This is a genomic window from Ramlibacter sp. (assembly GCF_035627355.1).
Taxonomy (GTDB): domain Bacteria; phylum Pseudomonadota; class Gammaproteobacteria; order Burkholderiales; family Burkholderiaceae_C; genus Ramlibacter.
In genome coordinates, this window is sequence record NZ_DASPLW010000050.1 from 74,087 (window position 1) to 92,670 (window position 18,584).

General features: G+C 70.2%; 18 protein-coding genes. 6 read left to right on the forward strand and 12 right to left on the reverse strand.

The features are described 5' to 3' along the window. The first annotated feature begins 1 nt into the window (after position 1). Genes narI (VEC03_RS12975) through VEC03_RS12990 form a run of 4 tightly spaced genes read left to right on the forward strand, consistent with a single transcriptional unit; the run spans position 2 to position 2,238 of the window. Complete coding sequence (narI, locus tag VEC03_RS12975; RefSeq protein ID WP_324915836.1) at positions 2-790, forward strand: respiratory nitrate reductase subunit gamma; 789 nt, start codon at positions 2-4, stop codon at positions 788-790. Continuing rightward, complete coding sequence (locus VEC03_RS12980; protein ID WP_324915837.1) at positions 787-1,740, forward strand: peptidylprolyl isomerase; 954 nt, start codon at positions 787-789, stop codon at positions 1,738-1,740. The genes narI (VEC03_RS12975) and VEC03_RS12980 overlap by 4 nt, the downstream gene beginning before the upstream one ends. After that, positions 1,740-2,039: a hypothetical protein gene (locus VEC03_RS12985; protein WP_324915839.1), complete on the forward strand. Its 300-nt coding sequence runs from the start codon at positions 1,740-1,742 to the stop codon at positions 2,037-2,039. The genes VEC03_RS12980 and VEC03_RS12985 overlap by 1 nt, the downstream gene beginning before the upstream one ends. Beyond that, positions 2,014-2,238: a hypothetical protein gene (locus tag VEC03_RS12990; RefSeq protein ID WP_324915841.1), complete on the forward strand. Its 225-nt coding sequence runs from the start codon at positions 2,014-2,016 to the stop codon at positions 2,236-2,238. Before VEC03_RS12985 ends, VEC03_RS12990 begins: the two co-directional genes overlap by 26 nt. Positions 2,239-2,264: 26 nt before the next feature. On the opposite strand, the gene VEC03_RS12995 is transcribed toward VEC03_RS12990, so the two are convergent. Both VEC03_RS12995 and VEC03_RS13000 read right to left on the reverse strand, forming a co-directional pair. Continuing rightward, entirely contained in the window at positions 2,265-2,627 is a 363-nt protein-coding gene (locus VEC03_RS12995) for a hypothetical protein (RefSeq protein WP_324915843.1), read from the reverse strand. Positions 2,628-2,641: 14 nt separating this feature from the next. Continuing rightward, positions 2,642-3,409: a YecA family protein gene (locus tag VEC03_RS13000; protein WP_324915844.1), complete on the reverse strand. Its 768-nt coding sequence runs from the start codon at positions 3,407-3,409 to the stop codon at positions 2,642-2,644. 163 nt (positions 3,410-3,572) lie between these two features. Between VEC03_RS13000 and VEC03_RS13005 the strand changes: the two genes are divergently transcribed. Beyond that, positions 3,573-4,052, forward strand: a complete 480-nt coding sequence (locus VEC03_RS13005; protein ID WP_324915846.1) for a VOC family protein — start codon at positions 3,573-3,575, stop codon at positions 4,050-4,052. A 3-nt stretch (positions 4,053-4,055) separates the two neighbouring features. On the opposite strand, the gene VEC03_RS13010 is transcribed toward VEC03_RS13005, so the two are convergent. The 10 genes from VEC03_RS13010 to VEC03_RS13055 form a co-directional block, all read right to left on the reverse strand. Further along, the gene (locus VEC03_RS13010; RefSeq protein ID WP_324915848.1) at positions 4,056-5,066 is read right to left on the reverse strand and encodes a GNAT family N-acetyltransferase; all 1,011 of its coding nucleotides are present in this window, start codon (positions 5,064-5,066) and stop codon (positions 4,056-4,058) included. A 97-nt stretch (positions 5,067-5,163) separates the two neighbouring features. Further along, the gene (locus tag VEC03_RS13015; RefSeq protein WP_324915850.1) at positions 5,164-6,075 is read right to left on the reverse strand and encodes an acyltransferase; all 912 of its coding nucleotides are present in this window, start codon (positions 6,073-6,075) and stop codon (positions 5,164-5,166) included. Continuing rightward, entirely contained in the window at positions 6,072-6,764 is a 693-nt protein-coding gene (locus VEC03_RS13020) for a carbonic anhydrase (RefSeq protein WP_324915852.1), read from the reverse strand. Before VEC03_RS13020 ends, VEC03_RS13015 begins: the two co-directional genes overlap by 4 nt. Beyond that, the gene (locus tag VEC03_RS13025) at positions 6,761-7,600 is read right to left on the reverse strand and encodes a peptidylprolyl isomerase (RefSeq protein WP_324915853.1); all 840 of its coding nucleotides are present in this window, start codon (positions 7,598-7,600) and stop codon (positions 6,761-6,763) included. The genes VEC03_RS13020 and VEC03_RS13025 overlap by 4 nt, the downstream gene beginning before the upstream one ends. Further along, a complete protein-coding gene (gene narI / locus VEC03_RS13030) occupies positions 7,597-8,379 on the reverse strand; it encodes a respiratory nitrate reductase subunit gamma (RefSeq protein WP_324915855.1) in 783 nt (260 codons plus the stop codon). The genes VEC03_RS13025 and narI (VEC03_RS13030) overlap by 4 nt, the downstream gene beginning before the upstream one ends. After that, on the reverse strand, positions 8,376-9,056 hold the full coding sequence (gene narJ, locus VEC03_RS13035) for a nitrate reductase molybdenum cofactor assembly chaperone (protein ID WP_324915857.1): 681 nt from the start codon (positions 9,054-9,056) through the stop codon (positions 8,376-8,378). Before narJ ends, narI (VEC03_RS13030) begins: the two co-directional genes overlap by 4 nt. A 2-nt stretch (positions 9,057-9,058) precedes the next feature. Continuing rightward, a complete protein-coding gene (gene narH, locus VEC03_RS13040) occupies positions 9,059-10,594 on the reverse strand; it encodes a nitrate reductase subunit beta (protein ID WP_324915859.1) in 1,536 nt (511 codons plus the stop codon). Next, positions 10,591-14,370: a nitrate reductase subunit alpha gene (locus VEC03_RS13045; protein ID WP_324915860.1), complete on the reverse strand. Its 3,780-nt coding sequence runs from the start codon at positions 14,368-14,370 to the stop codon at positions 10,591-10,593. The genes narH and VEC03_RS13045 overlap by 4 nt, the downstream gene beginning before the upstream one ends. 15 nt (positions 14,371-14,385) lie before the next feature. Then, positions 14,386-15,771, reverse strand: coding sequence for a NarK family nitrate/nitrite MFS transporter (locus tag VEC03_RS13050; RefSeq protein ID WP_324915862.1), 1,386 nt, complete (start codon positions 15,769-15,771; stop codon positions 14,386-14,388). Positions 15,772-15,794: 23 nt separating this feature from the next. Further along, positions 15,795-17,021 carry a nitrate/nitrite transporter gene (locus VEC03_RS13055; protein WP_324915948.1) on the reverse strand — a complete coding sequence of 409 codons (1,227 nt, stop codon included), beginning with the start codon at positions 17,019-17,021 and terminating at the stop codon, positions 15,795-15,797. Positions 17,022-17,412: 391 nt separating this feature from the next. Between VEC03_RS13055 and VEC03_RS13060 the strand changes: the two genes are divergently transcribed. Next, a complete protein-coding gene (locus VEC03_RS13060; protein WP_324915864.1) occupies positions 17,413-18,582 on the forward strand; it encodes a hypothetical protein in 1,170 nt (389 codons plus the stop codon). Positions 18,583-18,584: the final 2 nt, after the last annotated feature.

The following is an 18,584-nucleotide window of genomic DNA, read 5'->3' on the forward strand; positions in this document are numbered from 1 at the left end:
GATGAACGACTACCTCAACCAGCTCGCGTTCGGGTGGTTCCCGTACGTGGCCGTGATCGTGATGATCGTCGGCAGCATCCTGCGCTTCGACAAGGACCAGTACGGCTGGCGCTCGCAGTCCAGCCAGTTCCTGCGCCGCAAGCAGATGCTGATCGGCTCCAACCTGTTCCACCTGGGCGTGATCGTGCTGTTCTTCGGCCACTTCGTGGGGCTGCTCACGCCGGTGTGGGTGTTCCATGCGGTCGGTTTCACCAACCAGACCAAGCAGATGATGGCCATGCTGGTGGGCGGCATCGCCGGGGTCTCGGCGCTGGTCGGCTGCACGCTGCTGCTGCACCGGCGGCTGTTCGATGTGCGCATCAGGCGCAGCTCGTCCTGGGGCGACATCGCGGTGCTGGTGCTGATCTGGGTCCAGCTGGTGATGGGCGTGGGCACCGTCTACTGGAGCATGCAGCACCTGGACGGCAGCGAGATGGTGCAGCTCATGGGCTGGGCGCACGGCATCCTGGTGCTGGACCCGGCCGCCGCCGGCCAGCTCGACGAGGTGGGCGTGATCTTCAAGCTGCACATCGTGCTGGGCCTGGTGCTGTTCCTGATCACGCCCTTCACGCGCCTGATCCACATCTGGAGCGTGCCGATCTGGTTCCTGCTGCGGCCGGGCTACCAGATCGCCCGCGCGCGGGCGCCGGTGGGACGCAAGGCACCGCCCTCCGATCCGACCGGCCTGGGCCAGCCCTATGCCAGCGAGGTGGTGACGCGGGCGCAGTCGCAAAGCGGGCAGCCGACATGAGCGCAGATCTGACCGAACGCCCCGTGCCGCGGCCCGAGCCGCAGATGCCCTCGGCCTGCGCCAGCGGGGGTTGCGGCGGCGGGAGCGGGGGCGGGACCACCGCCACCATCCACGTCCACCGGCGCGGCCGCCCGGGTGCCGAGCCGCCGGCCTACGTGGCGGTGCGCGTCAACGGCACGGTGATCGCGCCGGAGGCCATCGCCGAGGAGGCGCAGCAGCATCCGGCGCCCGACCCGGCCAGCGCCTGGCGCGCCGCGGCGCGAGCGCTGGCGATCCGCGAACTGCTGCTGCAGGAGGCGCATCGCCTGGGGCTGGCGGCCGAGCCCGAGACCGACGAGGCCGGCCGGCGCGAAGTCGACGAGGAAGCGCTGATCCGCGCCGTGCTGGAGACGCAGGCAGCGCCGTCCTCGCCCACGCGCGAGGAGTGCCTGCGGGTCTACGAGCAGCAGCGCGAGCGCTTCCGCACGCCGCCGCTGCTGGAGGCGCGCCACATCCTGGTCGAGCCGGGCGGCGACGACGAAGCCGGCTGGGACGCGGCGCGGCACCAGGCCGCGACGATCGCGCGCGAAGTCGGCGACGACCCGGCGGCGTTCGCGGAAGCGGCGCAGGCCTTCTCCAGCTGCCCCTCGAAGATGCAAGGCGGCTCGCTGGGGCAGCTGCAGCCGGGCGAGCTGGTGCCGGCGGTGCAGTCCGCGATCGAGGCGCTGCCCGAGGGCATGACGGGGCGCGAACCGGTGCGCTCGCGCTTCGGCTGGCACGTGCTGCGGCTGGACCGGCGCATCCCGGGGCGGCAGTTGCCGTTCGAGCTGGTCGAATCGCGCATCGCCGACATGCTGGAGGCGCGCGCCTGGACGCTGGCGGCGGCTCGCTTCACCGCTTCGCTCGCCGAGGCCGCGACGCTGGAAGGCGTGGCGCTCGGCAAGGACGAGCTGGAGGCGCAGTTGTGGTGATGCTCGGTGACCTGCTGGGCCAGGCGCAGGGCGCCGAGGCCGTGCTGCCGGCGCGCCTGGTCCGCGAGATCGAGGCCGCGGGCGCGGAGCCGGCGGCGTTTGCCCGCCTTGCCGTGTCGCGCTTCGAGCGGCATGCTTCGCCGGAGGATTGGGTCGAGCTGATGTCGCGCCTGCCCGGTGCCGACGATCCGGCAGAGGCCTGCCTCGAATTCATGGTCCGCTGGAGCCTGCGTCGCGCACCGCCGGCTCCCGCTCCCGCGCAGGAGGAACCGCATGACGACCACACCCCCGGCGAGTGACGACGCGGCCAGCCGCGAAGGACTCAACCCGGCCCTGCACCGCACCACCGACGAGACCTACGGCAAGGACTTCCACGGCACCGACCCGATGAAGAGCCTGTCGGTGCAGGACACCAAGGAAGGCGACAGCTGGCCCGCCATCTGGGCCATCGTCACGGGCATCTGCATCCTGGTGACGCTCTACCTGGTGGTGACCTGAGGCGTTGCCGTGGCAGGCCAGCCGCATCACGCGGCGTCGGGAAAGGCGTCCCGGAACGCTTCGCCAAAGGCAGGCGAACCGCTGAGGGTCAGCGTGAGCGTGATGCGGCCCTCGGAGGCGGTCGGCAAGCTGAGCCGGCCGCGTTCCAGGTCGAAAACGATCGGCAGCGTCCCGCCGGCTTCGCTCGTCGCCTGCAACTCGAAATCCCATCCGCCGGTGTCCGCATCAGGAACCGGCGCTCCGAAGGTGTGGCAGGCCCATCCCAGCACGGCTTCGACCTCATGGACCAGCGCTGCAAGCCGCCCCGGCAGCACGGACGCCATCGCGTCGAAGCTGCAGGACCCCGTTTCCTCTTCCGTGCAGTCGAAGATCAGGTAGTCGAGCTGCATGTCCGGGTGGACGGTCAGCCCGCCCCATGGCACTTCTTGTACTTCTTCCCGCTGCCGCAGGGGCAGGGGTCGTTGCGGCCCGGCTCGGGCTGCTTGCGTATCGGTTCGATGCGCGGGCCCAGGCTGCGCCACAGCTGGCGCAGGGCGTAGACCGCCCAGATGCCGGCGGCGAGGGCGTCGAGCCGCTGTTCGCTGACGCTGGGCGGCCCGTCCTCGGCGTACATGGACAGCGCAGGCTCGCCGGTGTCGTCCTCGGTCAGGGTGACGATGTCCTGCAGGGCCGCATCCAGCATCCCGGCCGCTTCGTCGTCTCGCGGCGGCTGCCAGTCCTGCGGCCAGTTCTCCACGGCATACATGAAGCCCAGTGCCCAGATCTGGGCGTAGGCGGGCGCCTCGGCGAGATCGCCCTCCGAACGCTCCTCGGGCGGCAGCGCCAGGATGGCACCGCGCACGTCCAGCGCTTCCGGATGGTAGGTGCGCTCGTCCTCCAGTTCCTCCACCGGCTGGTCCAGCGCGACGGCGATCTCCTGCCAGCGGCGGCGCCAGCGCCAGACGAATTCCATGTGCTCCATGGGCCGGAAGTCTTCGCCCAGCAGCACGGGCCAGTACTCCTCGGCCGGCACCTCGCGGCGCATGCAGACCAGCGCGGCAAGGAAGCCTTCGCAGAACTCCCACTGCGGGATTTCGTCGTCGTGCTCGCGCATCCGGTCGAGCTCGTCGTCCAGCGCGTCGAAATCGCCGGGCGTAAGGGGGCCGGGCTCGGCAGCGGGGGTGGTGGTCACGGAGGGGAAAGGGGAAGGAGGGAGGGGCGCCGATTATCGGCTGCGATACGGCCGAGGCCGCCTCCGGTCGTGCCTGCTCGGCCTCTCGAAGCGTGGCAGACTGTTTTCGCGACCGGCGTTCGAGCCCGGACGCCCCAACTCTTCTGCCTTGGGAGATCGACAAGTGACGGCCAAGAACACCATCTGTCTCTGGTACGACGGCACGGCCCTGGAGGCCGCGCAGTTCTACGCAGCCACCTTCCCGGACAGCGCGGTGGGCCGGGTCCTGCGCGCGCCCGGCGACTTCCCGTCCGGCAAGCAGGGCGACGTGCTGACGGTCGAGTTCACGGTGCTCGGCATTCCCTGCCTGGGCCTGAACGGTGGACCGGCTTTCCGGCACAGCGAAGCCTTCTCGTTCCAGGTGGCGACCGAGGACCAGGCCGAGACGGATCGCCTGTGGAACGCCATCGTCGGCAACGGCGGCCAGGAAAGCGCCTGCGGCTGGTGCAAGGACAAGTGGGGCCTGTCCTGGCAGATCACGCCGCGGGCCCTCACCGAGGCGATCGCGGATCCCGACCCCGCCGCTGCGAAGCGGGCCTTCGACGCGATGATGGAGATGGGCAAGATCGACATCGCCGCCATCGAAGCGGCGCGTCGCGGCTGACGGTCAGCCCGCGGCTTGGCGCACGAAGGCCAGCCGCTGCGATGGCGTGAAGGCGAGGCGCTGGAAGAAGCCCAGCAGCTCCAGGTCGGACACCCGGACCATGGTTTCCACCCGCTCGACCTGCAGCTGCCCGACGTTGGCGAACAGCCGCTCGAGCAGGCGCCGGCCGATGCCACGCTCCGCGTAGTCCGGATCGACGCCGACGGTGTCGACCACGGCCACCGGCTCGGTGCGGCCGAAGTCGCCGATGTCGGCCCGCGCCATCACGAAGCCGACGACCGCGCCGTCCAGGCAGCCCACCAGCGAGACGCGCGTCCTCGATGCTTCCGTCGACTCCGCCAGCAGCGCGCCCAGGTACTCGCTGCGGTCGTGGCCGGTAATGACGCGATCGATCCGCAGGATCTCGTGCAGGTCGGCGGGGGCCAGCGGGCGGATGTCGACCACGCCGCGCGCCATGCGCTCGTGGTCGTTCGCCTCCGGCGCACCGAAGTTCACCTCGTGGCCCGGTCCGCCATCGTCCAGGGTGATGGCCGGTTCTTCCGGCGAGGGCGCGGCGTCCACGCCGATGTCCAGCACGACTTCGGGTGCCAGCCGGAAGCCCATCGCGGCCAGCCAGCCGAGCATGCGCGCGTGGGTCCAGTGCGCCGTCGTGTGCAGCACGTCGATGTCGTGGCGTGCGGCCCATTGCGCGAGCGCGGCGAACAGCTGGCGGCCGGTACCCCGGCGCGGCGCGTCGGGGCGCACGCCGACCAGTTCCAGCCGCAGCGAGGCCTTGCTGCGGCCGAACTCCCCGGCCAGCACGCGCGCGAGGATGTAGCCCGTCAATCCCCGCTCGTCGCAGGCCGCGAATTGCGCGTGCAGCGCCGGCTCGCGCAGCGCGGCCGAGAGGCGGCGCTCCACGTAGGTGCGGCGCGATCGCCCTTCGAGCGACGCGTCGATCGCGATCACCTCGGCCAGGTCCTCGCGGGCCAGTGGGCGGATTCTCAGGGCCTGGTCGGTGCTTGCGACGCTCATCTCGACTCCTGTTTCGGTTGGATGTCGCAGGCAGGTTAGCCAGCGCCTTCGGCTTACGCCTTGCGCAAGCTCAATGGGAGGGCGGCGGAACGGAGGGCTACGCCAGCGCGGGCTCGCCGAGCATGGTCGCTATGCGCCGGTCCTTCTCGCGCCAGATCTGGTCCAGCCACTGGTGGAAGGCGCTGCGCAGCGCCGGGTCGGCCTCGTAGTCGCCGCTGCAGAACACCCCGGGGATCTCGAGTTCGCGCACGTGCACCCGCACCTCGGGCACCCGGCCGCACAGGAAGTCCCAGAAGGTGGGCACGCCGGCTGGATACACGATGGTGGCGTCCACCAGGCTGTGGAAGCGCGTGCCCAGTGCCCCCAGCGCGAACGCCAGCGCGCCGGCCTTGGGCTTGAGCAGATGGCGGTAGGGCGAGGCCTGGCCGCGGTGCTTGGCCGCGGTGAAGCGGGTGCCTTCGGCGAAGTTGGTGACGCTGGTGGGCGTGCGGGCGAACTTCTCGCAGGCGCGGCGGGTGGTCTCGGCGTCCTGCCGGCGCAGCCCGGGGTTGGCCCGCAGCGCGGCCTTGCCGTGGCGCTTCATGAAGGGGAAATCCAGCGCCCACCAGGCCAGCCCGATCACCGGCACGTAGATCAGTTCCTGCTTGAGGAAGAACTTCAGCAGCGGGATGCGCCGGCTCAGCACCCGCTGCAGCACGAAGATGTCGACCCAGCTCTGGTGGTTGCTGTTGACCAGGTACCAGCCGCCCGGCTCGAGCACCTCGGCGCCTTCGACCGCCCAGCGGGTTCCTTGCGTCAACCGCATCCAGCCCGTGTTGCAGGTGATCCAGGCGGTGGCCACCGCGTTGAGGGCCCGGTCGAGCACGCGGCGCACAGGCTCGAAGGGCAGGGCCAGCTTGACCAGCGCCAGTGCGAACAGCAGCAGGCACCAGACCAGGGTGTTGAGGGCCAGCAGGGTGAAGGCGAAGGCGCCGCGCAGGGTCTCCAGCAGTCGTCGGACGAGGCTCATGCCGCCGAGTATGCAGCCGGGGGCGGCGACTCCACGCCGTGGGGATGGGGTTTTGCGGAGGCCTGCGCGGCCGGAACGAAGCGCCCTTGCGCGGCGTCAATGACGTGCACCTCGCCGGTCTCGATCACGTAGTGCCAGCCGTGCAGCGCGAGGCGCCCGGCCTCGACGCGCTCGCGCACCATCGGGTAGTCCATCAGCCGCTCCAGCTGCAGCGCCACCGAGCGCTGCTCGGTGCGGCGCAGCGCCTCCGGCGTGGCGCGCACCGGCAGCACGGCGTCGGTGGCGAGCTTCAGCCACTCGCGGAGCACCACCGCCCGTTCGGGCGCGCCTTCGTAGATGGCGCGGATGGCGCCGCAATGGCTGTGGCCGCACACCACGATGTGCTCCACCTCGAGCGCCAGCACGGCGAACTCCACGGCCGCCATGGTGCCGTGCAGCCCCTGCGAGCCGTCGTAGGGCGGCACCAGCGCGCCGACGTTGCGCACCATGAACAGCTCGCCCGGGCCGGCGCCGGTCAGCAGGTAGGGCACCAGGCGCGAGTCGGAGCAGCCGATGAACAGCGTCTTGGGGTGCTGGCCCTGCGCCACCAGGTCCTGGAAGCGCTGCTGGTGGCGCGGGAAGTAGTCGGACTGGAAGGAACGCAGGCGCTCCAGCAGGGCCTCGCCGCCTGCGCTGCAGGACGGCGTCATTGCAGCAGCGGCGAGTCCGCCGTCTCCAGCTCGACGCCCTCGACCACGCTGCGGCCGGCCAGCAGGCGGATGTACTGGTGCAGCGCGCGGGCGCGGTTCTGCTGGGCGAGCTGCAGGGCGATGCGTTCCCGGACCTCCTCGAAGGCGGGCAGCCGGCCCGGGCGGCGCTCGCGCACGTCCAGGATGTGGAAGCCGAAGCGGCTGTGCAGCAGCCTCGGCTTCAGCCCCACGTGCCGCAGCGCGCCCGGCGCGTGGAACAGCTCCTGCGCCAGTTCCGGTGCGATGTCGCGCGGGCCCAGCCAGCCCAGCTCGCCGCCGTGGGCGCCGGTCGGGCAGTTGGACAGCTCCCGTGCCAGTTCGCCGAAGCGCTGCGGCGAGGCGTCCTTTCGCGTGAGTTCGAGCAGCGCCTGCTCGGCGCGTGCCGCCAGCGCCGGAACCGGGACGCCGTCGGTCACCGCGAACAGGATGTGGCGCAGCCAGGCCTTGGCACCCTCGACGAAGCGCTCCTGGTGGCCTTCGTAATAGCGCAGCGCTTCCTCGCGGGAGGGCTGGCGCGTGGGGACCTCGTGCTCCACCATGGCCTCGATCACCGCCTCCTCGGCGGAGGTCAGCACGGGCGCGCGCAGCACCAGCACGTCCGGCAGCAGGCCCTGGCGCACCGCTTCCTGCCGCAGCAGCTCGGTCCAGGCACGCTCGCGCAGTTCCTCCTCGGCCAGCGCCTCGTCGGCGGCATGCAGGGGCAGGCCGTTGACGGAGGCCGTCGCCGCCGGGGTTTGTCCGCCGCAGCCGCAGGGGCCCTGGCCGCCGCAGCCGCCGGATCCGTGTCCATCGCTCATGACGTGCTCCTCGAAGAGGCCAGCACTGGGGCGGGCTGGACGGCGCCGTGCGGCGCGGGGGCCGCCGCAGCGGCGGTGCCGGGCGAGCGGTGCAGCGCGCGCCGGGTGCGCACCAGCTGGTATGGCCGGGCGACGTAGGCCAGGGTGCCGAAGCCGCTCCACACGTGCACCAGCCGGGTGAAGGGGAACACCAGGAAGATCGTCATGCCCAGCGCCATGTGGGCCCGGAACACCCAGCCGGCATCCGCCAACAGGTCCACGGCGCCGGCGCGGAAGGTGACGATGCGCTGGGCCCACTCGGCCAGCTTCATCATCATCCCGCCGTCCAGGTGCTGCGCCGACAGCGGGATGGTGGCCAGGCCGAGCGCGAACTGCAGCCACAGCAGCCACAGCAGCACGATGTCGGCGGTGCGCGAGGTCGCGCGGATGCGTGAATCCCACATCCGGCGGTGCAGGAGCATCGTCACGCCGATGAAGCCGAGCAGCCCGAACAGGCCGCCCGAGACCATCGCCACCAGCTGCTTGCCGCCGGGGCTGATGAAGGGCTCGTAGACGAAGTGCGGCGTCAGCATGCCCACCGTGTGGCCGGCGAACAGGAACAGCACGCCGAGGTGGAACAGGTTGCTGCCCCAGCGCAGCGACCCGGCGCGCAGCAGCTGAGAGCTGTCGCTCTTCCACGTGTACTGCTCGCGGTCGAAGCGGACCAGGCTGCCGAGCAGGAACACCGTCAGGCAGATGTACGGGTAGTAGCCGAACAGGAAGGTGTCGAGGGCGTTCATGCGCGCACTCCTTGGGATTGCGATGCGGAGCGGCGCACCACGTGCACCGGTCGGGGTTGGCCGGGCGCCGCCTGGCCGCGGACCGAGCAGCCGTCGAAGGCGACCGGCTCGGCCCAGCTGGCATCCAGCGGCTCGTCGGGAGGCACCGGCACGGCCTCGGGGCGCTGGCCGGCCAGCTCCAGCACCGCGGCCAGCACGGTGGCGTAGGCGCTGTCACGCTGGCGCAGGGCGCTGAAGATGGCGTTCAGGATGTGCGCCATTTCGCCCAGGAACTCGCGCGCGGCGGCCGGCGGCTGCGTGGAGGCGAACTCCAGCACCACGCACAGGTGGTCGGGCAGCTCCTGGGCGCCGAGGTCCAGGCCGGCGGCCTCGTAGTGCTTCACGAGGTCGACCATGGCCGGGCCGCGGTCGCGCGAGTCGCCGTGCACGTGCTCGAACAGGTGCAGCGAGGTGGCGCGGCCGCGGTCGAACAGGTCGACGTAGCGGGTCTCCAGCTCGATCGCGTCGGTGCGCTGCATGGCGTCCACCAGCGCGCGGATCTCGGCGCGGCGGCCCGCGGGCAGCGCGCCCTCGGCGTCGATGGCGTCGGGCAGCCGCGGCAGCAGCTGCCGCAGTTGCGCGTCGGGGTACTGCAGCAGCAGCGACAGGGCGCGCAGGGTGTGCTTGTTGGCCTTCATCCTCACACCTCCTCCACCTTGATCGGGATGGTCCGCTTCTTCTTTCCGCCGAACAGGCTGGCCTCGCTCTGGCCGTCGGAGCAGCCGTTGCCGAAGGAGAAGCCGCAGCCGCCCTTCATGTCGAAGGCGTTCTCGGCGTATTCGCGGTGGCTGCTGGGGATGACGAAGCGGTCCTCGTAGTTGGCGATCGCCATCACGCGGTACATCTCCTCGACCTGCGCGGCGGTCAGGCCGACCTGCTTGAGCACCGCCAGGTTCTCCTGCCCGTCCACGTGCTTGCCGCGCTGGAAGGCGCGCATGGCCAGCATGCGCTCGAGCGCGCGGATCACCGGGCCGGTCTGGCCGGCGGTCAGCAGGTTGGCCAGGTACTGCAGCGGGATGCGCATCTGCGCCACGTCGGGCAGCTCGCCGTTGGCGCCGAGGTGGCCGGCGTGCGCCGCGGAGGTGATGGGCGACAGCGGCGGCACGTACCAGACCATGGGCAGGGTGCGGTACTCGGGGTGCAGCGGCAGCGCGACCTTCCAGTCCATCGCCATCTTCCACACCGGGCTGTTCTTCGCTCCCTCGATCCAGGCCTCCGGGATGCCGTCGCGGCGCGCCGCGGCGATCACCTCGGGGTCGTTGGGGTCGAGGAACACGCCGAGCTGGGCCTCGTACAGGTCCTGCTCGTTGGGCACGCTGGCGGCCTGCTCGATCCGGTCGGCGTCATAGAGCACCACGCCCAGGTAGCGGATGCGGCCGACGCAGGTCTCCGAGCACACGGTCGGCTGGCCGGCCTCGATGCGCGGGTAGCAGAAGATGCACTTCTCGGCCTTGCCGGTCTGCCAGTTGTAGTAGATCTTCTTGTAGGGGCAGCCCGATACGCACATGCGCCAGCCGCGGCACTTGTCCTGGTCGATCAGGACGATGCCGTCCTCCTCGCGCTTGTAGATCGAGCCGGACGGGCAGGAGGCCACGCACGCCGGGTTGAGGCAGTGCTCGCACAGGCGCGGCAGGTACATCATGAAGGTGTTCTCGAATTGGCCGACCATGTCCTTCTGGACCTGCTCGAAGTTTGCGAGGTTGGCGTCTTTGCTGCGCTTGGCGAACTCGCCGCCCAGGATCTCCTCCCAGTTGGGGCCCCACTCGATCTTCTGCATGCGCTGGCCGGTGACCAGGCTGCGGGGGCGCGCAGTCGGCGCCGCCTTCATCTCCGGCGCCGACTGCAGGTGCTCGTAGTCGAAGGTGAAGGGCTCGTAGTAGTCGTCGATCTGCGGCAGGTTGGGGTTGGCGAAGATGCGCATCAGCAGCTTCCACTTGCCGCCCTGGCGCGGCTCGATCGAGCCGTCGGGCCGGCGCACCCAGCCGCCGTTCCATCTGTCCTGGTTCTCCCATTCCTTCGGGCAGCCGATGCCGGGCTTGGTCTCGACGTTGTTGAACCAGGCGTACTCGACGCCGGGGCGCGAGGTCCAGACGTTCTTGCAGGTCACGCTGCAGGTGTGGCAGCCGATGCACTTGTCCAGGTTCAGGACCATGCCGATCTGGGCGCGGACTCTCATGCCTGTGCTCCTTCAAGTTCGGTCTCGCTGTCCAACCAGTCGACCCTGTCCATCTTGCGGACCACCACGAACTCGTCCCGGTTGGTGCCGATGGTTCCGTAGTAGTTGAAGCCGTAGCTGAACTGCGCGTAGCCGCCGATCATGTGGGTCGGCTTGACCACGATGCGGGTCACCGAGTTGTGGATGCCGCCGCGCGCGCCGGTGATCTCCGAGCCGGGCGTGTTCACGATCTTTTCCTGCGCGTGGTACATCAGCACCATGCCGGGGTTCACGCGCTGGCTGACCACCGCGCGGGCGGTGATGGCGCCGTTCACGTTGAACAGCTCGACCCAGTCGTTGTCGACGATGCCGGCCTCCTTCGCGTCGTCCTCCGACAGCCAGACCACCGGCCCGCCGCGGTTGAGCGTGAGCATGATCAGGTTGTCGCTGTAGGTGGAGTGGATCCCCCACTTCTGGTGCGGCGTGATGAAGTTCAGCTGGATCTCGCGGTGGCCGTTCGGCTTGATGCCCGCGATGGTCCCGGTCGTCTTCAGGTCCACCGGCGGCCGGTAGGTCGAGAGCTGCTCGCCGAAGGCCGTCATCCACGGGTGGTCCAGGAAGAACTGCTGGCGGCCGGTGAGGGTGCGCCAGGGGATCAGCTCGTGCACGTTGGTGTAGCCGGCGTTGTAGGAGACCTTCTCGCTCTCCAGCCCGCTCCAGGTCGGCGAGGAGATGATCTTGCGCGGCTGCGCCTGCACGTCGCGGAAGCGGATCTTCTCGTCCTCGCGGTGCAGCGCCAGGTGCGCGTGGTCGCGCCCGGTGGCCTTCGACAGCGCCTCCCAGGCCTTGACGGCGACGTGGCCGTTGGTCTCGGGCGCCAGCTGCAGGATCACCTCGCAGGCGTCGATGTCGCTCTGGATCCTCGGCATGCCCTTGGTGGCGCCGTCCTCCAGCACCCGGCCATTGAGCTGGCCGAGCTGCTCGACCTCGTCGCGCGTGTTCCAGGCGATGCCCTTGCCGCCGTTGCCCACCTTCTCCATCAGCGGGCCGAGCGCCGTGAAGCGCTTGTAGACATTGGGGTAGTCGCGCTCGACCACGGCGATGTTGGGGGCCGTCTTGCCCGGAATGAGCTCGCACTCGCCCCGCTTCCAGTCCTGCACGCCGATGGCCTGGGCCAGTTCGGCCGGCGTGTCGTGCATCAGCGGCGAGAGCACCACCTCCTTCTCCACGCCGAGGTGGCCGGGCGCGAGTTCGCTGAACTTGCGGGCGAAGCCCTTGTAGATCTCCCAGTCACTGCGCGCTTCCCAGGCCGGGTCCACCGCGGTGGACAGCGGGTGGATGAAGGGGTGCATGTCGCTGGTGTTGAGGTCGTTTTTCTCGTACCAGGTGGCGGTGGGCAGCACGATGTCCGAATACAGGCAGGTCGTGCTCAGGCGGAAGTCCAGCGTGACCACCAGGTCCAGCTTGCCTTCCGGCGCCTTGTCGTGCCAGACCACCTCGCGCGGCTTGGCATCGTCGTGGCCCAGGTCCTTGCCCTGCACGCCGTGCGAGGTGCCCAGCAGGTGCTTGAGGAAGTACTCGTGGCCCTTGCCGGAGGAGCCCAGGATGTTGGAGCGCCAGACGAACAGGTTGCGCGGCCAGTTGGACGGATGGTCCGGGTCCTCGCACGACATGCGCAGGGTGCCGTCCTTCAGCGCCCGCACCACGTAGTCCTTGACGTCGCCGCCGTCCGCGTCCTTGACCACCTGCAGCGGGTTGGTCTGCAGCTGCGGCGCCGAGGGCAGCCAGCCCATGCGCTCGGCGCGCACGTTGTAGTCGATCAGGCTGCCGGAGAACTGCTTCGGGTCGGCTAGCGGCGAGAGCACCTCCTCCACCCCCAGCTTCTCGTAGCGCCACTGGTCGGTGTGGGCGTACCAGAAGCTGGTGGAGTTCATCTGCCGCGGCGGCCGGATCCAGTCGAGCGCGAAGGCCAGCGCCGTCCAGCCGGTCTGCGGGCGCAGCTTCTCCTGGCCCACGTAGTGCGCCCAGCCGCCGCCCGACTGGCCGATGCAGCCGCACAGCATCAGCATGTTGATGACGCCGCGGTAGTTCATGTCACTGTGGTACCAGTGGTTCATGGCGGCGCCGATGATCACCATCGAGCGGCCCTGGGTCTTGTCGGCGTTGTCGGCGAACTGGCGCGCGACCGTGATCACCTGCTCGCGCGGCACGCCGGTGATGCTTTCCTGCCAGGCCGGGGTGTAGGGCGTGTCCTCGTCGTAGCTCTTCGCCGCGAACTCGCCGGGCAGCCCGCGCGCCACGCCGTACTGGGCCGCCTGCAGGTCGAACACCGTGGCGACCATGGCGTGGCGCTCCTCGCCTTCCTTGCCCAGGCGGATGCGCTGCACCGGCACCGTGCGCACCAGCACGTCGCCGCCGGCCTGCTCGTTGGCCGGGAAGTGCTCGTGGGCGATGCCGCCGAAGTAGGGGAAGCCGATGCGGGCGGTCTGGCCCGACTGCCCGTCCTCCAGCACCGACAGCTTCAGCTGCACGGCCTGGCCGTGGCGCGCCTGCTCCGCCTGCAGGTTCCACTGGCCGGCGTCGGGGCGGCCGTCCGGGCCCCAGCGGAAGCCGATCGCGCCCTTGGGCACCACCACCTTGCCGTCCTGGTCGAAGGCCACCGTCTTCCATTCCGGGTTGTTCGACTGGCCGAGCCGGCCGTTGAAGTCGGAGGCGCGCAGGTAGCGGTCGGGCACCATCACCGTCTCGCCCGAGGGCAGCACCTGCTCCTTGAGCAGGACCAGCATCGGGAGGTCGGTGTAGCGGCGCGCGTAGTCGTCGAAGTACGCGCTGCGCTTGTCGAAGTAGAACTCCTTCAGGATCACGTGGCCCATGGCCATGGCCACGGCGGCGTCGGTGCCCTGCTTGGGGTGCATCCACAGGTCGGCCAGCTTGGCGACCTCGGAGTAGTCGGGGGTGATCGCGACCGTCTTGGTGCCCTTGTAGCGGACCTCGGTGAAGAAGTGCGCGTCGGGCGTGCGGGTCTGGGGCACGTTCGAACCCCAGGCGATGATGTAGTTGCTGTTGTACCAGTCGGCCGATTCCGGCACGTCGGTCTGCTCGCCCCAGATCTGCGGCGAGGACGGCGGCAGGTCGCAGTACCAGTCGTAGAACGACATGCACACGCCGCCGATCAGCGACAGGTAGCGCGAGCCGGCCGCGTAGCTGACCATGGACATGGCCGGGATCGGCGAGAAGCCGATGATGCGGTCCGGCCCGTGCCGGCGGATGGTGTGGATGTTGGACGCGGCCACGATCTCGTCGACCTCGTCCCAGCTGGCGCGCGCGAAGCCGCCCAGGCCGCGCACCTGCTGGTAGCTGCGGCGCCGACTCTCGTCGGAGACGATCCAGGCCCAGGCTTCCACCGGCGCCATCGTCAGCCGCGCCTTGCGCCACAGCTTGAGCAGCCGGCCACGCACCAGCGGGTACTTCACGCGGTTGGCCGAGTACAGGTACCAGCTGTAGCTGGCGCCGCGGGCGCAGCCGCGCGGCTCGTGGTTGGGCATGTCCCAGCGCGTGCGTGGGTAGTCGGTCTGCTGGGTTTCCCAGGTGACGATGCCGCCCTTGACGTAGATCTTCCACGAGCAGGAGCCGGTGCAGTTCACGCCATGGGTGCTGCGCACGATCTTGTCGTGCTGCCAGCGCTTGCGGTAGCCGTCCTCCCAGGTGCGGTCTTCGCCCGTGACCTGGCCGTGGCCGTCGGCGAACGATTCCCGCGCCTGCGAGAAGTAGGTGAGTCGGTCGAGGAAGTGGCTCATGACGGGTTCTTCTCGTTAGCAGGGCATGGGCGCGTTGCGGCGGCTGTAGTACCACCAGGTCACGGCCACGCAGGTGACGTAGAAGGCGATGAAGCAGTACAGCGCCGCCTCGGTGCCGCCCGTCATGGCGAGCGAGGTGCCGTAGCTCTTGGGGATGAAGAAGCCGCCGTAGGCGCCGATCGCCGAGGAGAAGCCCAGCACGGCCGCCGCTTCCTTGTTGGCGTCGCGCACCGCCTGTTCGCGGGCGTACTCGCCCTTGCCTTCGGCTGCGCGCTGGCGCTCGGTCAGGAAGATCACCGGGATCATGCGGAAGGTCGAACCGTTGCCGATGCCGGAGGCGGCGAACAGCACCATGAAGGACACCAGGAAGCCGGCGAAGCTGCCGCCGCTGCCGCCCGAGGGCAGGAACTGCAGCACGGCGACCACGCCCGCGATCATGGCGAGGAAGGTCCAGAAGGTGACGCGTGCGCCGCCCAGCTTGTCCGACAGCCAGCCGCCCAGCGGCCGCACGAGCGCGCCCACCAGCGGTCCCATCCAGGCGTACTGCAGCGCGTTGATGCCGGGGAACTGGCTCTTGATCAGCAGCGGGAAGCCCGCCGAGTAGCCGATGAAGCTGCCGAAGGTGCCGACGTACAGCCAGCACATCAGCCAGTTGTGCTTGCGCTTGAAGATCACCGCCTGGTCGGCGAACGAGGACTTGGCCTCGGCCAGGTCGTTCATGCCGAACCAGGCCGCCAGCGCCGACAGCGCGATGAAGGGCACCCAGATGAAGCCGGCGTTCTGCAGCCACAGCGAGGCCGGCTGGCCGCCCTTGACGATGATCTGCGACTCGCCGCCCAGCGTGCCGAACACGCCGGCGGTGATCACCATCGGCACCACGAACTGCACGATGGACACGCCCAGGTTGCCCAGGCCGGCGTTCAGGCCGAGCGCCGTGCCCTTCTGCGCCTTCGGGTAGAAGAAGCTGATGTTGGCCATGCTGGAGGCGAAGTTGCCGCCCCCGAAACCGCACAGCAGCGCCAGGATCACGAATACTTCGTAGGGCACCGTCGGGTCCTGCACCGCGAAGCCGATCCCCAGCGCGGGCAGCAGCAGCGTGGCGGTGGAGATGGCGGTCCAGCGGCGGCCGCCGAAGATCGGCACCGCGAACGAGTAGAAGATGCGCAGCGTGGCGCCGCACAGGGCCGGCAGCGCCGCCAGCCAGAACAGCTGGTTGGTGCTGAACTTGAAGCCGACGGCCGGCAGGTTCACCACCACCACCGACCAGACCATCCAGACGGCGAAGGCGAGGGTGAGCGCGGGGATCGAGATCCAGAGATTGCGGCGGGCCACGGCCTGGCCCTGTTGCCGCCAGAAGGAAAGGTTCTCGGGGTCCCAGTTGCGGATGAGCGCGGAGGACATGGAAGGACTCCTGTGGGGGGAAATCAGAGGGAGGGGGAGGGAGCGGCGTCGGCGCCCATGACGCGGGTGCGGCGCACTTCGGTGAAGTACATCCAGATCAGCGAGACCCAGACCACGCCGTACATCAGCATGAAGGCGCTGGAGCGGATGCCGGTGAGGTCCATCAGCGCGCCGAACAGGATCGGCAGCACGAAGCCGCCCAGGCCGCCGGCCAGGCCGACGATGCCGCTGATGGCGCCGATGTTCTTCGGGTAGTCGTCGCTGATGTACTTGAAGACGCTGGCCTTGCCGAAGGCCCAGGCGATGCCCAGGATGAACATCAGCACGGTGAAGCTGACCACGTCCAGGCCGAGGTGGAAGGTCTTGGGCCCGTTGACGGTCAGGATGGTGAAGTCGGTCTGCGGGTAGGACAGCAGGAACAGGCAGATCCAGCTCACCCACATCACCCACCAGGTCACGCTGTGGGCACCGTATTTGTCCGAGAGCACGCCGCCGATGGCGCGCAGCACGCCGCCCGGCAGCGAGAAGCAGGCGGCCAGCAGCGCCGCCACGCGGATGTCCAGTCCGTACTCGCCGACGTAGTACTGCACCATCCACAGCGCCAGGGCGACGTAGCCGCCGAAAACGATGCTGTAGTACTGGCAATAGCGCAGCACCCGCGGATCCTTCAGCGCCTTGAGCTGGTCCGAGAAGCGGACCGTGCTGGGCACCAGGTGCGCCGGGTCGCTGTAGCTGAACATCCAGAACAGGATCACCGTGCCCAGCATCACCGCGGCGTAGACCAGCGGCACCGCGGTCCAGCCGAAGGCCACCAGGATCGCCGGCGCGATGAACTTGTTGACCGCGGAGCCGGAGTTGCCGGCGCCGTACACGCCCATCGCCATGCCCTGCCGGTTCCTGGGGAACCAGCGCGCCACGTAGGGCGTGCCGACCGAGAACGAACCGCCGGCCAGGCCGACGAACAGCCCGATCACCAGGAAGTGCCAGAACTCGGTGGCATAGGCCATCAGCCAGATCGCGGGCACCGTGGCGGCCATCAGCACCGTCATTACGATGCGGCCGCCGTAGCGGTCGGTCCAGATGCCCAGCGGCACCCGCACCAGCGAGCCGGTGAGCACCGGCATGGCGGTGAGCAGCCCGAATTCGGTGGCATTGAGCCCGAGCTGCTTCCTGATCGGGATGCCGATGACGCCGAACATCATCCAGACCATGAAGCAGACGGTGAAGGCGAGCGTGCTGGCGACCAGCACGGACCACGCCTTGCGCGTGGACGTCGCCGCGGCGGGCGAGGCCGCGGATGGCGCGGGAGGGGGGTTGAGGACGGCTGACACGAGTGACTCCGGAAGTGGCTTTTCGGGATGGCTCCACTGTCGGATGTCGACGTCCGCGCGAACATCCGCCGGTGGCAGGGGCGGGGCTGCGCGGAAGGAGGAGGGCGGCTCCTCCGAAAGAACTAGTGGCGTGCGCCGCCGCCGGATCACGCGCGGGCCGCAGGGGGCGTCCGGCGCCCGCGCCCGTCGGCGGGTGCCGGACACGCCTGCGACATCCTTCACGCGAGGGCCGGCCGGATCGCGCCGGGCGGGTAGCACATCGGTGGTTCGCCCGGCAGGCGGCTAGCATGTCGCGCGCCAGGAGCTGTCGATGTCTTGCGCCCGCCGTGTCCCCCGCCTGCACCCGTGGCTCGCCCTGTCCGCGGCGATGCTGCTGCCGTGCGCGGGTGCATGGGCGCAGGACGCCCACGCGCTCGCGCCGGTGGCACCCTCCGGCGTCGTGATGCGGCCTGCGCCGGGCCTGCAGATCCAGTACGAGCCGCTGTCCGCCGAAGGTGGCCAGCCCGTGGCCGGTCGGCTGGACGGGGCGCTGGAGACCGGCGCCGGCAAGCTGCGCGCCGGGCTGCGCATCGACCCGTCCTCCGGGGCGCGGCTGGACTGGCTGGATGCGAACTGGGAAGCGCAGGTGCCGGGGCCGCTGCACACGCTGGTCCTCGGCGAGACCCAGGGCAGCGGTGGCGGCTGGAGCCAGAACGTGCCGCTGACGGGATTGCGCTTCGGCCGGCCGCTGGCCCTGCGCGCGCCGTCCTGGGCCGACGACGTGTTCCTGCCCGGGCTCGCCTTCGCCGGAACGGCGGCGCCTCAGCACGGCTTCGGCGACGCCGCCGGCACCGCCCTGCAGGACACGCGCACGCTGCTGGGCACCGGCGCCCTGCCCACCGACACGCCGCTGCGCGGTCCGGAACTGCTGGCGCCCGGCGCCACCGACTACGAGGTGGCGCTGGGCCGTGTGCGCGACCAGGACGCCGGCTATGCGGCGGGCGGCTGGCGGCTGGGGCTCGCGCCCGGGCTCACCGCCGAAGCGCGCACCGAATGGATGCCCTCGCGGCTGGCGCACGGGGTCGAAGTGGTGCAATCGGCCGCGGGCGGGATGCTGCAGGCCGTGCTGGCGCAGTCCGCCGATGCCGCCGGCTCGGGCCTGCGCTGGGGCATGGGCTTCGTGCGCAGCGAGGACGGCATGCGCTGGAACCTGGCCTGGGATGCGGCCGAACGCGGCTACACCACCGTGGCCGGCGGCGGCGAACCGCGCAGCGCCCTGCGCGCCGGCACCCGCTGGGAGCTGGGGCGGCGTCTCACGGCCGACCTGAGCTACACGCGCTCGCGGGCGTGGGAGGCGGAAGCGGCGGACGCCGCCTGGCGCTTCGCCGCCGCGGTGCCGCTGGCACGGCGCGCCAGCCTGTCGCTCGGCCTGGCGCTGCGAGAAGGCCCGCAGGCCGGCTGGAACGCAGCCATGACCCTGTCGGTGCCGCTCGCCCCGTAGCG

Bases quoted from the DNA above. Each gene is read 5' to 3' on its own strand.
- narI (WP_324915836.1), top strand. From the start codon at position 2: ATGAACGACTACCTCAACCAGCTCGCGTTCGGGTGGTTCCCGTACGTG.
- VEC03_RS12980 (WP_324915837.1), top strand. From the start codon at position 787: ATGAGCGCAGATCTGACCGAACGCCCCGTGCCGCGGCCCGAGCCGCAG.
- VEC03_RS12985 (WP_324915839.1), top strand. From the start codon at position 1,740: ATGCTCGGTGACCTGCTGGGCCAGGCGCAGGGCGCCGAGGCCGTGCTG.
- VEC03_RS12990 (WP_324915841.1), top strand. From the start codon at position 2,014: ATGACGACCACACCCCCGGCGAGTGACGACGCGGCCAGCCGCGAAGGA.
- VEC03_RS12995 (WP_324915843.1), bottom strand. From the start codon at position 2,627: ATGCAGCTCGACTACCTGATCTTCGACTGCACGGAAGAGGAAACGGGG.
- VEC03_RS13010 (WP_324915848.1), bottom strand. From the start codon at position 5,066: ATGAGCGTCGCAAGCACCGACCAGGCCCTGAGAATCCGCCCACTGGCC.
- VEC03_RS13015 (WP_324915850.1), bottom strand. From the start codon at position 6,075: ATGAGCCTCGTCCGACGACTGCTGGAGACCCTGCGCGGCGCCTTCGCC.
- VEC03_RS13020 (WP_324915852.1), bottom strand. From the start codon at position 6,764: ATGACGCCGTCCTGCAGCGCAGGCGGCGAGGCCCTGCTGGAGCGCCTG.
- VEC03_RS13025 (WP_324915853.1), bottom strand. From the start codon at position 7,600: ATGAGCGATGGACACGGATCCGGCGGCTGCGGCGGCCAGGGCCCCTGC.
- narI (WP_324915855.1), bottom strand. From the start codon at position 8,379: ATGAACGCCCTCGACACCTTCCTGTTCGGCTACTACCCGTACATCTGC.
- narJ (WP_324915857.1), bottom strand. From the start codon at position 9,056: ATGAAGGCCAACAAGCACACCCTGCGCGCCCTGTCGCTGCTGCTGCAG.
- narH (WP_324915859.1), bottom strand. From the start codon at position 10,594: ATGAGAGTCCGCGCCCAGATCGGCATGGTCCTGAACCTGGACAAGTGC.
- VEC03_RS13045 (WP_324915860.1), bottom strand. From the start codon at position 14,370: ATGAGCCACTTCCTCGACCGACTCACCTACTTCTCGCAGGCGCGGGAA.
- VEC03_RS13050 (WP_324915862.1), bottom strand. From the start codon at position 15,771: ATGTCCTCCGCGCTCATCCGCAACTGGGACCCCGAGAACCTTTCCTTC.
- VEC03_RS13060 (WP_324915864.1), top strand. From the start codon at position 17,413: ATGTCTTGCGCCCGCCGTGTCCCCCGCCTGCACCCGTGGCTCGCCCTG.